This window comes from Novosphingobium sp. HR1a (genome assembly GCF_015594425.1).
Taxonomy (GTDB): Bacteria; Pseudomonadota; Alphaproteobacteria; order Sphingomonadales; family Sphingomonadaceae; genus Novosphingobium; species Novosphingobium resinovorum_A.
The window spans coordinates 18728-31192 of sequence record NZ_JABXWS010000119.1 but is presented as its reverse complement, the minus strand read 5'-3'; the positions used below and the strand labels follow the sequence as shown (position 1 = coordinate 31192).

Annotated in this window: 13 protein-coding genes; 12 read left to right on the top strand and 1 reads right to left on the bottom strand. The window is 60.6% G+C overall.

Annotation, left to right across the window (positions count from 1 at the left end):
• The first annotated feature begins 12 nt into the window (after positions 1–12).
• The 9 genes from HWN72_RS30335 to HWN72_RS30295 all read left to right on the top strand — a co-directional run bounded on the left by HWN72_RS30335 (position 13) and on the right by HWN72_RS30295 (position 8766).
• A complete protein-coding gene (locus HWN72_RS30335; RefSeq protein WP_211152283.1) occupies positions 13–729 on the top strand; it encodes a type IV secretion system protein in 717 nt (238 codons plus the stop codon).
• Positions 729–1046: a hypothetical protein gene (locus HWN72_RS30330; protein ID WP_211152282.1), complete on the top strand. Its 318-nt coding sequence runs from the start codon at positions 729–731 to the stop codon at positions 1044–1046. Before HWN72_RS30335 ends, HWN72_RS30330 begins: the two co-directional genes overlap by 1 nt.
• A gap of 39 nt (positions 1047–1085) precedes the next feature.
• The gene (locus tag HWN72_RS30325) at positions 1086–2093 is read left to right on the top strand and encodes a type IV secretion system protein (protein WP_309141610.1); all 1008 of its coding nucleotides are present in this window, start codon (positions 1086–1088) and stop codon (positions 2091–2093) included.
• 402 nt (positions 2094–2495) lie between these two features.
• Positions 2496–3188, top strand: coding sequence for a virB8 family protein (locus HWN72_RS30320; protein WP_211152281.1), 693 nt, complete (start codon positions 2496–2498; stop codon positions 3186–3188).
• Positions 3185–4027 (top strand): TrbG/VirB9 family P-type conjugative transfer protein, encoded by an 843-nt coding sequence (locus HWN72_RS30315; RefSeq protein ID WP_211152280.1) that lies wholly within the window; start codon positions 3185–3187, stop codon positions 4025–4027. The genes HWN72_RS30320 and HWN72_RS30315 overlap by 4 nt, the downstream gene beginning before the upstream one ends.
• A 1-nt stretch (position 4028) precedes the next feature.
• Complete coding sequence (gene virB10 / locus HWN72_RS31970; RefSeq protein WP_309141609.1) at positions 4029–5228, top strand: type IV secretion system protein VirB10; 1200 nt, start codon at positions 4029–4031, stop codon at positions 5226–5228.
• Positions 5225–6238: a P-type DNA transfer ATPase VirB11 gene (gene virB11, locus HWN72_RS30305; protein WP_211152278.1), complete on the top strand. Its 1014-nt coding sequence runs from the start codon at positions 5225–5227 to the stop codon at positions 6236–6238. The genes virB10 and virB11 overlap by 4 nt, the downstream gene beginning before the upstream one ends.
• Positions 6228–8030 (top strand): type IV secretory system conjugative DNA transfer family protein, encoded by a 1803-nt coding sequence (locus HWN72_RS30300; RefSeq protein WP_375154554.1) that lies wholly within the window; start codon positions 6228–6230, stop codon positions 8028–8030. The genes virB11 and HWN72_RS30300 overlap by 11 nt, the downstream gene beginning before the upstream one ends.
• 1 nt (position 8031) lies before the next feature.
• On the top strand, positions 8032–8766 hold the full coding sequence (locus tag HWN72_RS30295; RefSeq protein WP_211152276.1) for an LPD7 domain-containing protein: 735 nt from the start codon (positions 8032–8034) through the stop codon (positions 8764–8766).
• Positions 8767–8947: 181 nt separating this feature from the next.
• On the opposite strand, the gene HWN72_RS30290 is transcribed toward HWN72_RS30295, so the two are convergent.
• A complete protein-coding gene (locus HWN72_RS30290; RefSeq protein WP_248006492.1) occupies positions 8948–9343 on the bottom strand; it encodes a helix-turn-helix domain-containing protein in 396 nt (131 codons plus the stop codon).
• A gap of 67 nt (positions 9344–9410) precedes the next feature.
• Between HWN72_RS30290 and HWN72_RS30285 the strand changes: the two genes are divergently transcribed.
• Genes HWN72_RS30285 through HWN72_RS30275 form a run of 3 tightly spaced genes read left to right on the top strand, consistent with a single transcriptional unit; the run spans position 9411 to position 12462 of the window.
• Entirely contained in the window at positions 9411–10043 is a 633-nt protein-coding gene (locus tag HWN72_RS30285; protein WP_211152275.1) for a cation transporter, read from the top strand.
• Positions 10040–11299 (top strand): TolC family protein, encoded by a 1260-nt coding sequence (locus tag HWN72_RS30280; RefSeq protein WP_211152274.1) that lies wholly within the window; start codon positions 10040–10042, stop codon positions 11297–11299. The genes HWN72_RS30285 and HWN72_RS30280 overlap by 4 nt, the downstream gene beginning before the upstream one ends.
• A complete protein-coding gene (locus HWN72_RS30275) occupies positions 11299–12462 on the top strand; it encodes an efflux RND transporter periplasmic adaptor subunit (protein WP_211152273.1) in 1164 nt (387 codons plus the stop codon). The genes HWN72_RS30280 and HWN72_RS30275 overlap by 1 nt, the downstream gene beginning before the upstream one ends.
• The last annotated feature ends 3 nt before the right edge of the window (positions 12463–12465 follow it).

Sequence of the window (12465 nt, the reverse complement as noted above, 5' to 3'; positions counted from 1 at the left end):
AGGAGTAATGGCATGCGTCGTTTGAAAGCTGGTTCCATCGCGCTAGCAGGGTCAGCGCTCTTGTGCGCCGGGACGGCGCGGGCCCAACTTGGCACGGGTATCGTGTTCGATCCTCGCGCCTTCGCACAGCAGATCAAGCAACTGGAGCAGGCAAGACAGGCCATCCTCCAGGGTAAGCAACAGATTGAGCAGGCGCAGTCGCTGTATCGCGACCTCAACAAGGCGACTGACATCAACAATGTCGCCAACCAGCTCAAGAGCGACATGCTGCGCACCAGTGACGTGTCTTCGTCCAGCCTGGACGGCTACACGAACGGCAATGTCGATGTGGTCGGCGGTCTGCGCGGCAAGGCGAGTGACGTTTATCAGGATCTCATAGGTCGGTCCTCGCAAGCGGCCACGGAGAGCGAGCGCGCCGCTTACGAACAGGGCGCGCGTGAAGCGGCCGTTTCTACCGGCCTTGCCAGCAACGTCGGCGATGCAGTGACAAGCCGCCGCGAAGGGCTGGATGAGCTTCGGGCGCGCCTCGGCAATGCCACCTCGGCCGCCGAGCGAGCCGATATGTCCGCCCGCTTACAGCTCGAACAGGCGCAGATGATGAATGACCAGATGGCGTTGCAGGCGGTTGAGCTTCAGCGCCGTGCGAAAGCTGAGGCGGACTATCAGCGATACGTCGCCCTTCAGCAGTCCGATCGCGCGAGCTTTAAGGCTGGCATGGGATTAGATTGATGACCCCCACGTTCCAAAAATACCTCGGCATCGCCTTGGCCCTTACGTTCATCAGTGGTTGCTCTCCATCTGAAAAAGATCAGACCGGCGATCACCTAAGATCGGATATGCCGCTTCGCGATGTGGCGTTCTACACGGAAAATCAGCCGCAGCGCCAAGAGATGGAAGCAGTCTGTGCGGACTGGAAATCATCACAGCGTCCGCCTGCTAGTTGGCCTTCAATCGTCGTCTCTACGTGCAACAATGTCGATACCGCCAATGAACTGCTGAGATCCCGGAAGGACCGCGACGAATTTAAGAAAGGCATGGGTGTGTGATGCCATTGCCCTGCTCACGATCAAGCAAGGGGTAGGACAGTGGGAAACCTCTTCCAGACCATGTTTGCCTATCTCAGTGACGCTTTGGCCGGCGTAATCTCAGCCTACGCTGGCGTCGTGGGCTGGATTTCAGGCCCTCTTCGCGTGGGCGTCACCATCTATATAATCCTCCTCGGTATCGCGATACTTCGCGGAGCCGTTGAATATCCATTCCGCGAATTTGTGTTTCGTGGAATGAAATTGGCCGCGCTCGTGTTCGCGGTGACGACGCTCTACGGAGCGTCTGTCAGCCTTTTTACGATGGACGGCCTTCCTCGCGATGTAGCGACGGCGGTAGGCGGGCCAAGCGTCACCGGACTAGGCGATTTCTTCGATCAAATTGTGAGAGGCGCATCGAATACGGTGGTGAAAATCACCGAAATTCAAGATGCTCGGACCGCTGCCGCTGGTAAAAACCTAGTGGGTCTGCCGAATAATATCGTCGAGATATTTTTCACGGGTATCTACTGCCTAATCCTGATGGTCTTAGCCATTCTATCAGCGGCTTTGGGCTTCACCATCTGCGCCTTTGCGCTTTTTTCATTAGCTCTGCTTGCCGTTGTTGGCCCTATTTTCGTCGCGGCATTGCTGTTTGAGTCTACGCGGTCGTTCTTCTTTTCGTGGCTTGGCTCAGTCATCAATTATGTGATGCTGGTCGCATTCGCGCTGCTGCTGACAATCTTCATTCGCAACACCGGCGAAGATTTCATGGGTCAAGCCTTCACCGGAGACACCAACATTCCGGTGATCGCGATCCGGGCTATCGCCTTTTACGTACTGGGGTTCTTCTTTTTCCTACAAATTCCGGGTCTCGCCGCTGGCCTAGGCGGAGGCGGCGCGTCCCTCGCGACACAATTCGCGAACGCTGCAACCGGCAACGTCGCGCCCATGCTGGGCCGCGCCATGTCGAATGCACCCTCCGCTGCTGCGGCGCGCGCATGGCGCGCAGCTCGCCGTGGCGGGGGCGGAAGCCGCGCCACTGGCGGCACTCTCAGTCGTACCAACTAGCCCGGAGAGATGGAATGACGATCAGATCAGCCATTGCCGTCCTTGCTCTCGTGTCGCTCGTGCCATCAACGCCTGCGACCGCCGCAAAGGACGAGAAACTGGCGCGCTGTAACGGCAAGCATAAGCGTCCAGCAAACCCATATGGCACTGTACTGCCGACCGTGCCTGAACGATCCGCAGCGGCAACAACAAGCCGAACTGTGCCACGTGGCACACCCGATGGGCAGGCGACGCCGGACGCTTCAGCGCCTCCTGCGACCAATCTATTCCCGTCTGACGCGCAATCTACTGCGCCTCAAGCGACCGACGCATCCCATGCCGAGAAGGTGCCAGCGATCAGCGCGGTGACGACTTCTTCAAGCGCCAGCGCGGCGCTTCTCCCTCGATTTGCGAGCTGCTGACATGGCGATCGGCGTGAGAGACCAAGACGAAGATCTTAAGGCATATTTCGCAGAAGCGGAAAGCTGGGATCGAGACAGGTTTGTTGTAGCCGCGCGTTCACGCCGACTGGCGTGGATCGTTGCAGGCGTCGCGACAACATTGGCGGTAGTAAGCGTCGGCGCGGTGATGGCCTTGTCCCCGTTGAAGACCGTGGTGCCCTATGTCGTCACCGTTGATCGATCAACGGGGGCAACGGACGTCACGCAGGAACTGCGCGGCGATAAGGCGATCACCTATGATGAGGCGGTTCGCAAATATTTCCTCGCCGACTATGTGCGCAACCGTGAAGGATGGATTCCGCAGGCACGGGAAGAGTTCTTCCGCAAGGTGCTCGCCCTTTCCAATCGGGAGGAGCAGGCGCGCTGGACGACCTTCTACCGGAAGGACAACCCGGACTCCCCGCAGAACCAGTTCACTGCCAATGACGCCGTGTTTGTGGCGATCCGCTCCGTAGCTTTCATCTCTCCGACTGTCGCCCAAGTCCGGTTCGTCAAGCGGCTTGAGCGCGACCAGCAAGCAATCGAGACACCTGCCATCGCAACGATCACATTCGATGTGCTGTCGAAACCGGAAACGGAATCTGGTCGATACGCTAACCCGCTCGGGTTTCAGGTGCGGTCCTACCGAGCAGACGCGGAGGTTCCGACGCGATGAAACCCACACTTCTCATGGCCACCGCCATCCTCGCTCTCGCGCCTGTACCGGCACTGGCAGAACAGACCCCCCGCCAGCTTGGCCCGGACGTTCGGATCAGGGAGGTCAACTACACCGACGGTAATGTCATCTCGGTCCGCAGCGCTTTCCGCACGGCGACGCAGATTGAGTTTGCTCCTGGCGAGGTCATCAAGTTCGTTGCCATGGGCGACACCGTTTCCTGGGAAGTGGCGCCCGCAGAAAATTCATTGTTCGTCAAACCTCGCGAGCGTGCGGGTGCGACCAACCTGATCGTCGTCACGGACTTTCAGGGCACGAAGCGAAATTACACCTTCGAGCTGGCAGCCGTTGCAAGTGCGCGATCGGGGGGTACGTTTTTCAAGGTTCGTCTTCGCTATCCCGAATATGAGGCGCAGCAAGCCCAACTGGCCGCCCAGCGCGCGAAACTGAATGAAGCTCTCGCGCTACAGAATGGTGCGGTCAAAACGGCCCTCGATATTGGGGTGCTCGAAGGGAAGCGGAACCTTGCATATCAGGTTCAAGGTGCATCGGATCTCCAGCCCTCCGAGATCAGCGACAACGGGCAATTCACGGTCCTCCGTTTCCCAAACCAGCGCGAGATACCGGCCCTCTTCACCGTTAATCCTGACGGCAGCGAGGCAACGGCCCCATTTGATGTGCGGGACGAGTTTGTCGTGATCCACGGCGTCTACAAGGAAATGCGCCTTCGCAGGGGCAAGGTTGTCCTGTGCATCTACAACGAAAACCCCAGCTTCTATGGCCGCGACCCCAAAACGGACACGGCCTCGGAAGTGGTCGAGCGCACGACGGAGAACTGATGTGTCCGATAAGCGATTTGACGTCGATGCCACGCCTGACGTGAATGAGATCGACCGCACACCGGCAGCGGACCGGGCCAACAAGATCCCTTCGCTCAACGCCGTCCAGTGGGATAATAAGAAGATGATTGCCGGTGCCGCGCTTGGCGGCGCAGCAATCTTCACAATCCTTACCCTCGTCACAGGTTCGGGGGGCAGCAAACAGATTACAGATGCGAAGCGAAAGGCTCCGCCGCCAGCGGTGGAAGCTCCATACGATCCCAACACAGTCATCGCGCCGACGCTTGCCACCGCACCACGCGATCCCAATGCGCCGGTCGCCCTCGCTGGTGAACAGGTGCCTGCGATCGGCCCCGACGGTCAACCGATCACACCGTATGGACCAGGCGGCCAACAACAAACCAGGCAGGCTGGTGAGGCCGAACGCCGAGCCAACGAAGCTAGGCAGCTAAGCGATAGCGCCCGCCGGTCGACTCTGATCGCTTACAATGGCAATCAAAGCATGGGTCATGCTGCGGACGACGGCGCGAATGGCGCCCCATCAGCACCAGATGATACCGGCAGTGGTCGAGCACCTTCGACCAAACTCGACGGCTTGAAGCAAACCTCCGCAATCGGCACTGCATCGGCGCGCATGATCGGGGATCGAAACTATCTTGTGACTGCCGGGGCAATCCTTCCCTGCACGCTGCAAACGGCGATGGACAGCACCGTGCCAGGATACACGACCTGCATCATTCCTCGCGACATCTATTCGGATAACGGGAGAGTGGTGCTGCTCGAAAAGGGCACTCGCGTCTTCGGCGAATATCAGGGCGGTTTGCAGCGAGGGCAAAATAGGCTGTTTGCGATGTGGACGCGCGCCGTCACACCGCGCGGTGTTGCTATCGACATCGGCTCTCCGGCGTCCGACACGCTCGGACGCGCTGGCGTCACGGGCAAGATCGACCGTTTCTTCTGGCAGCGCTTCGGTGCCGCCATGCTCTTCAGTGTGCTCGATGCTGGCGGCCAGATCGCGGGTCAGGCGGTCAGTCCGGCAGGCTCGACCGTGTTTCGCACCCCAGGAGATACTACATCGCAGGTGTTGCAGGACACGCAGCAGATCCGCCCTATTGTCAGAGTGAACCAAGGAACCGAACTGGCCATTACCGTCGCCAAGGATTTCGACTTTTCGCAAGTCTATGGACTGGCCCTGAAATGAGCACCGCAGGGTTTCGCAACACGGCGGTTCTCGATCATGCTGTACGCCCGTTGCGCCGCTACCTCGATGATGCCGATGTCACGGAAGTCGTCATCAACGAACCTGAGATCATCGGTATCGAACGGCGCGGAGGATGGACTTGGGAACGCGAGGAAGCCCTTACGCTAGACTCACTCAACCAGCTCGCAACCGCCGCTGCGGCCTTCACATCGCAGGACGTTTCCCGCGAGACACCGATCTGTTCAACAATGTTCCCGACCGGCGAGCGCGTCCAGCTTGTCCTTCCGCCGGTAGTGCCTGACGGGACCGTTTCCATCACGGTGCGCAAACCATCGACGAAAACGCTTTCGATGAAGGATTTCGAAGCCAGCGGACTGTTCGCGGAAACGAAAGTGGCAAGCAAGCGGGTCAGCAGCATGGAAGAACGCCTTCAGGGCCTTCTTCATGCAGGGCGCCATATCGAGTTTTTCGAGCTGGCGGTTCAGAGCCGGCTCAATATTCTGATCTCAGGCGCGACGGGTTCCGGCAAAACAACCTTCTCCAAGGGTCTGATCCAGCTAATCCCGGAGAACGAGCGACTTTTGACGATCGAGGATACGCGCGAGCTGGTCGTTCCGCATAAGAACGTCGTCCATATGATTTACAGCAAGGATGGCACCGGCACAGCTAAGGTCACGGCCAAAGAGCTGCTGGAAAGCGCGCTGCGCATGAGGCCCGACCGCATCTTGCTTCAGGAATTAAGGGACGGAACCGCCTTCTTCTATCTCCGCAACGTCAACAGTGGTCATCCAGGATCGATCACTACCATCCATGCGGACTCGGCCGAGTTGGCATTCGAGCAATTGACGCTGCTCGTGAAGGAAAGCGAAGGCGGCGCTGATCTCGCCCGCGATGACATCCGTTCGCTTTTAAAAATCCTTGTCGATGTCGTCGTCCAGATGAAAAAAATCGACGGTGAGTTCCGCATGACCGAGATCTACTATGATCCGGCAGCCCGCCATGCCGCCTAAGAGGGGCACCATCCTCGCTGCCGGGGTTCCGATCGCGCTCGTATTGGCCTTTGCGATCGCATCGGTCGTGGCCTGGCTCTACCTTGATCTGCCGAGCGCAAAATTTGATCCGTTTAAGATGCCAGCATTCTTCTGGTATTATCGGCATGATCCGGTGGTACTGAAGGCGCTAGGTGCTGGTCTGGTCGTCGGACTCGTCTTGGCCGGGATCATGCTGTGGTGGCTCGCCAAGCGCAAACCGCCGTTGCACGGTGCCGCACGCTTCGCGAAGGAAACCGAAATCCGCCGCGCTGGATTTCGCGCGGGTAACGGGATCGTCCTTGGAAAGCGGGCAGGCAAGTTTCTCACGTTCGGCGGCAGCGAACACGCCATCATTGAGGCCCCTACCCGCTCCGGCAAGGGTGTGGGCATCGTCATTCCCAATCTGCTCTCATGGCAGGATTCCGTCGTCGTTCTCGACGTAAAACGGGAGAATTGGGATGCGACGGCGGGCTTCAGGCAGAAACACGGCCAATCTGTCTTCCTGTTCAATCCGACAGACCCGGAGGGAAGGACGGCGCGCTACAATCCGCTCGGTTACATCGACCGCGATGATCCCGACCAGGTCGTAATCGAACTTCAGAAGATCGCGACCATGCTGTTCGTGCCGCCAGAGCGGGGGGAACCTTTCTGGACGGATTCTGCGCGGACCGCCTTTGTCGGCGTTGGCGCATACCTCGCGGTCGCGGATCAGCCCTTTACGATCGGCAGCATCTATAGGCTGATGACCACAGGCGACACGCGCGGCTTCTTCCGCCGTGTGTTGGATGATCGATCGCTGAGACTTTCTCAGGGTTGCCGCAATGCGCTGGCCGACTTCACCTCCGGGGCGGACAATACCTTTGCCGGCATCGTGCAGACCGTGACATCCAAATTGAGCCTATGGCTCAATCCGCGTGTCGATGCCGCGACCGAAGATAGCGATTTCGACCTGCGTGCTCTGCGCACCAAGCCGATGTCGATCTACCTTGGTGTGTCACCGGACGAACTGGATCGGGTTGCCCCTCTCTACAATCTTTTGTTCCAGCAGCTCATTGATCTCAATGTTCGCGCGTTGCCCAATGCAACCACGCCGCATCAGGTTCTGGTCATTCTCGACGAGTTTGCGCGGATCGGCCGCGCCCAAGTCATCGCCAGTGCCTTCTCCTATGTGGCAGGCTACGGCATTCGCCTGCTTCCGGTCATTCAGTCCCGATCCCAGCTTCGCGCTGTCTATGGCGAGCATGTCGCGAACGAAATAGTGGCCAATTGCGGTGTGGAGGTCGCATTCACGCCGAAGGAATTGCGCGTCGCCAATGAATTGTCAGAGCGGATTGGCTATGTCGGACAGGAGGCCATAACCAAGTCACTTACGATACACGGCATATTGGCGAACCGCTCCAAGTCGATGTCGGACCAGCGGCGCGCGCTGCTTCTCCCCCAGGAGCTGATGCAGTTCCCACAGGAAGAATTGCTGCTTCTGCGCGGTGGCATCCCTCCCATCCACGGGGACAAGATCCGCTACTATGCCGATGGGCTGTTCCGCACTCGCGTCCTGGCAGCTCCAGAAGTCGCAAATATCCCGCGCATTGTCCATGATGACGAAGATCTACCAAGCTGCGTCGAACCCACATTTGACCAGCTTACCGACCCTGACCCGCTGGAGTTCGCGATGGACTGCATCGTCATCCAGGATTTGCCCGACATGCTCATCGACGTGGCGGCCGAGCAACGGGGAAACGAAACTGTAGGTGTGATCGAACAGGAGCGATAACATGGTGGACCGGACCGACAATATCGAGGCGGAAGGCGATCGGCGCAGACGGCACATGGAAATCCCGGCTGATCTGGAAAGCCGATTCCTCCGCGTGGGCGATAAGCTCTATCGCAGCGCGCATGACAAAGAGCCGGTGGCGACCATCACCGCCGATCGCATCAAGGCCAAGGATCAGGCAGCCCTTCCCGACCTCATCAGGCTCGCCAAGGAGAACGGTTGGACATCGCTCAAGATCAGCGGTGACGAAGAGTTCAAACGAGCGGCATTCCTCGCCGCATCCGCGCAGGGGCTAAAAATCGACGGCTATCTACCCGATTCCAAAACGCAGGCCGCCGCTGACCGCGAGCTGGCTCGCCAAGCAGGCAAGCCAGCCACGAGCGACCAGGCCATTCGCACAGCCAATCAGGCACGTGATGCCAAGGAGCAGCCCGAACCGCGCAACGACCTCGCGGAGCGTTTCCGCAGACAAACCGATGTGCAGAACGCCAAAGACCCAGAATTGCGAAAAGCCCAAAGCCATGTTGCTCTTGCCATGGCCATTGCGACCGACCGCTTTCCGAACGAGCCGGGGAGACAGCGCGAATTTATCGCAGAGCGCAAGGAAGATGTCGCGGCTAGGATCGGACGGGGCGAGACGATCTCTGGTGTCGAGGTAAAGGCCCGTCAGGATCAGCGAGTGCGAGAGATGGCCCAGGACCAGATATTGCAGAAGTCACGCTCTATCTCACGCTGAGGACAGGAACAGACCGGCTTGGATTATGCGTTCAGCGCGTCGGCGCTGGGCGCTCCATGAAATTGCTCTAGTGCGTCGACATAGAGCGAACACAGATCAGCAGCCCCGCTAAGGCGTCGTAAATCAGCTGATTTACGTTACTCCCCCTCCTTTCCCGCAAGGATAGTTTTTGGGGCAACCGCTAATTGCCTCCAAAGGTCGAAATCGCGTCGATGACTCGGCAGTCGGCGATCTTCCCGCCATCGCAAGAGCGGGTTGCCTCGCTCAAGGCGTCGCGCAGCGCCAGCAAACGAGCAATACGATCCTCCACATCAGCAAGGTGTCGACGTGCGATGGCACCGGCCTGCCCGCAATCCTGATCCGGGTCCGAGGATAAGGCGATCAACGATCTGATTTCTTCGACCGGAAACCCAAGCTCACGGGCGTGTCGAATGAAACCGAGCTGGCGGACTTCGGCCTCGCCATAGGTTCTACGTCCACCAGATGTCCGCGCGGCCTCGGGCATCAGACCAATGCCTTCATAGAAGCGGATCGTGTTCACCTTGGTCCCCGTCCGCTTCGCCAAGTCACCGATCATCAACACCCACGTCACCTCCAAAGATAATGCTTGCTCCTACAGTGACTGTAGATCGTAAAGGCGGGGCATGAATGCAAGCGAATCCTCCTGCTGCGGGTGTACCGGCGATACGAAACGCGCCGAACATGATCCCGCCTATCGTCGCGCGTTGTGGATCGTGGTCCTTCTCAACCTTGGGTTCGGGCTGATCGAAATCGTCGGCGGCTTCTTCGCCGACAGCCAGGCGCTGAAAGCGGATGCGCTCGATTTCGTCGGTGACGGCACCATCTCGCTGTTCGGCCTGATCGCGCTGGGCTGGGTGCCCCGCGCTCGCGCGCGGATCGCCCTTGCGCAGGGAATTTTTCTCGGTGCCCTGGGGCTGGGGGTGATCGGCTTTGCAGTCTGGCGGGCGATGAACGCCGTGGCGCCAGAAGCAGAATTGATGGGCGGCCTCGGCATTGTCGCGCTGATCGTCAATGTCAGCGCCGCCCTTGTGCTTTCCCGGTTCAAGGAGGGAGACGCTAATGTGCGCGCGATCTGGCTGTTTAGCCGCAACGATGCCGTCGCTAACATCGCCGTGATCGGTGCGGCCGCACTGGTGGCATGGACGGGCAAGGCATGGCCCGATCTCGCAGTTGCTGGCGTGATTGCGCTGTTGTTCCTGCACTCGGCTTGGGAAATCATCCGGGGCGCGCGCACCGAATTGCGCGAGGTCGCATGAGCCGTTGCTACCGCACGCTGATCGTAGGCGTCACTGCAATGCTCCCCATGTCGCCTGTTCTGGCGCAATCGCCCTCACAAGGGCCATTCCTGACACTCGATGAGGCTATTACCCAGGCACAAGCCAATTCGCCCACGAATGCGGTTGCGTCGGCGGGATTGCAGGCCGCCGACGCACAGCGCCGGGTCGCTCGACTGCGCCCCAATCCATCGCTGGAGGCCACGACCGAGAATGTCGCCGGCACCGGCGTCTATAACGGCCTACGTTCGGCCGAGACGACAGTCGGCCTGTCCGTTCCGATTGAGCTGGGTGGCAAGCGTTCAGCCCGGATCGCTGTTGCGGAAGCGCAAGGCGGCCGCGCACAGCTCGACGCGACGATCGCTGCGGCCGATCTGCGGCTGCGCGTAATCCAAGCCTACAACGAGGCGGCTGCGGCGGGCCAGCGCGTCGCTGTCGCGCGAGAACAGGTCAGCATCGCCGGCGAAGTGCTGCGGGGCGCGCGGGTCCGCGTCCGCGCCGGCAGCGCTTCGCCGCTAGAAGAACAACGCGCCGACGTGGCGCGGATCAACGCGGAAGGCGCGGCGGAGCGAGCGCAGCGCACCGCAGAAGTGACGTTCGCCAATCTCGGTCGCCTGATCGGTACTCCGGTGACGGCCATCGACCAGACTTGGTTCGCGCGTTTGCCGGGGATCGGTCCTATTGTGCCGGTAGATAGCGCCTCAACCCTGACCGCTGCTGCGGCCCGCGCCGATCTGACGACCGCCGATGCGCAGGTTCGTCTTGCCCGATCTCAGCGCGTGCCCGACATCGCGATCAGCGCCAGCGCCCGCCGTCTGGAGATGACCAACGACACAGCAGCGGTTTTCGGACTATCCGTGCCGCTGCCGCTGTTCAACAACGGAAAGGCGACTGTCGATCTCGCATCCGCCCAGCGCAGCCAGTTAGACGCCTTGCGGCGTGTCGCGACGCTAAACGCGGAACAGGAAATAGCGATGGCGCAGGCCGATGTGGGTAATGCCGCCACCAGCGCGCGCAACGCTACCGGCCCGGCCCTGGCTGCGGCAACCGAAGCGGCGCGGATCGCGCGCATTGGCTACCGGGAAGGTAAATTCAGCCAGCTCGACCTACTCGAAGCTGAGCGCACGCTGGCAGAAACACGGGCAGCAGCGATCGACTCGCTCGCCGCCTATCACGATGCACAGGCACGGCTCGAACGCCTCACCGCTGCCGCTCCCGAACCGGTGAAGGACAATTGATGACGAAGATCGCCAAGCGGGCTGTGCTGTCCGCCCTGCTTCCCCTGACGCTGATCGCGTGCGGCAAGGGCAGTGAGAAGCAGGCCGACGACATGCCTGCGATGGAAGGGATGGAGAAGGGCGAAGCGGAAAAGCCCGCAGAAAAGGATGCGGTAACCCTCTCCGCCCGCCAGATCGCAGATGCCGGCATCGAAGTCGGGCACCCCAAGGGCGGCGGGTCGGCAGGGATGATCGAACTGCCCGCCTTGGTGCAGGGCGATCCGCAAGGCCTCCAAGTCGTCTCCGCGACAATCGGGGGGCGTGTCGTCGCCCTTAATCGGAACCTTGGCCAACCTGTCGGTCGCGGCGATACGCTCGCGGTGATCGAAAGCCGGGAAGCCGCGTCACTCAACGCTGAAATAGAAGCGGCGCGCGCCCGCGCTGCGCTCGCGCAGTCCAATCTTCGCCGTGAGCAACGCCTGTTCGCGGAGCGCGTCTCGCCCGAACAGGACCTCATCGCGGCGCGCACGGCCGCGACGGAAGCCAATATCGCGGTGCGGCTCGCGCAGCAGCAGCTCTCAGCAACCGGCGGCAGGGCTGGTGCGCTCAACCGCGTCGCCATTCGCGCACCGATCTCGGGCCAAGTCATTGCCCGTGCCGCGACGCTGGGTCAGACCGTGGCGGCGGATGGCGAACTCTACCGCATCGCCAATCTGTCGCGCGTCACCGTCGCCGCTTCGCTGTCGCCGTCTGATGCCGGTCGCATCAGACCCGGTGCGCGCATCGTGGTCACGGCGGCCGGGCGTCGGCAAGAGGCCCGGGTGACGTACGTTTCTCCCGTCTTGGATGAGACCACCCGCCTTGTTCAACTCATCGCGACTCTCGACAATCGCGGCGAGATATGGCGTGTCGGCGAGCCGGTTACGGCCTCGGTGGAGCTACCCGCAACCGGCGACCGTACTGTCACCGTGCCATCGACTGCGGTGCAGTCGGTCGAGAACCGGACGGTTGTATTCGTCCGCACGGCCACGGGCTTCAAGGCGGTCCCAGTGACGACGGGCCGGCGCGATGGCGATTTGGTCGTTATCACTTCCGGCCTGACCGGCGGCGAGCGCATCGCGACCACCAACAGTTTCACGCTCAAGGCCGAACTCGGCAAGGGCGGCGAAATGGATATGGACTGATCC

What these genes read in the sequence shown, in the direction of transcription:
- HWN72_RS30290 (WP_248006492.1), bottom strand. Translation starts at nt 9,343, where the DNA reads ATGATCGGTGACTTGGCGAAGCGGACGGGGACCAAGGTGAACACGATC.
- HWN72_RS30300 (WP_375154554.1), top strand. Translation starts at nt 6,228, where the DNA reads ATGCCGCCTAAGAGGGGCACCATCCTCGCTGCCGGGGTTCCGATCGCG.
- virB11 (WP_211152278.1), top strand. Translation starts at nt 5,225, where the DNA reads ATGAGCACCGCAGGGTTTCGCAACACGGCGGTTCTCGATCATGCTGTA.
- HWN72_RS30330 (WP_211152282.1), top strand. Translation starts at nt 729, where the DNA reads ATGACCCCCACGTTCCAAAAATACCTCGGCATCGCCTTGGCCCTTACG.
- HWN72_RS30315 (WP_211152280.1), top strand. Translation starts at nt 3,185, where the DNA reads ATGAAACCCACACTTCTCATGGCCACCGCCATCCTCGCTCTCGCGCCT.
- HWN72_RS30320 (WP_211152281.1), top strand. Translation starts at nt 2,496, where the DNA reads ATGGCGATCGGCGTGAGAGACCAAGACGAAGATCTTAAGGCATATTTC.
- HWN72_RS30275 (WP_211152273.1), top strand. Translation starts at nt 11,299, where the DNA reads ATGACGAAGATCGCCAAGCGGGCTGTGCTGTCCGCCCTGCTTCCCCTG.
- HWN72_RS30335 (WP_211152283.1), top strand. Translation starts at nt 13, where the DNA reads ATGCGTCGTTTGAAAGCTGGTTCCATCGCGCTAGCAGGGTCAGCGCTC.
- HWN72_RS30295 (WP_211152276.1), top strand. Translation starts at nt 8,032, where the DNA reads ATGGTGGACCGGACCGACAATATCGAGGCGGAAGGCGATCGGCGCAGA.
- HWN72_RS30285 (WP_211152275.1), top strand. Translation starts at nt 9,411, where the DNA reads ATGAATGCAAGCGAATCCTCCTGCTGCGGGTGTACCGGCGATACGAAA.
- HWN72_RS30280 (WP_211152274.1), top strand. Translation starts at nt 10,040, where the DNA reads ATGAGCCGTTGCTACCGCACGCTGATCGTAGGCGTCACTGCAATGCTC.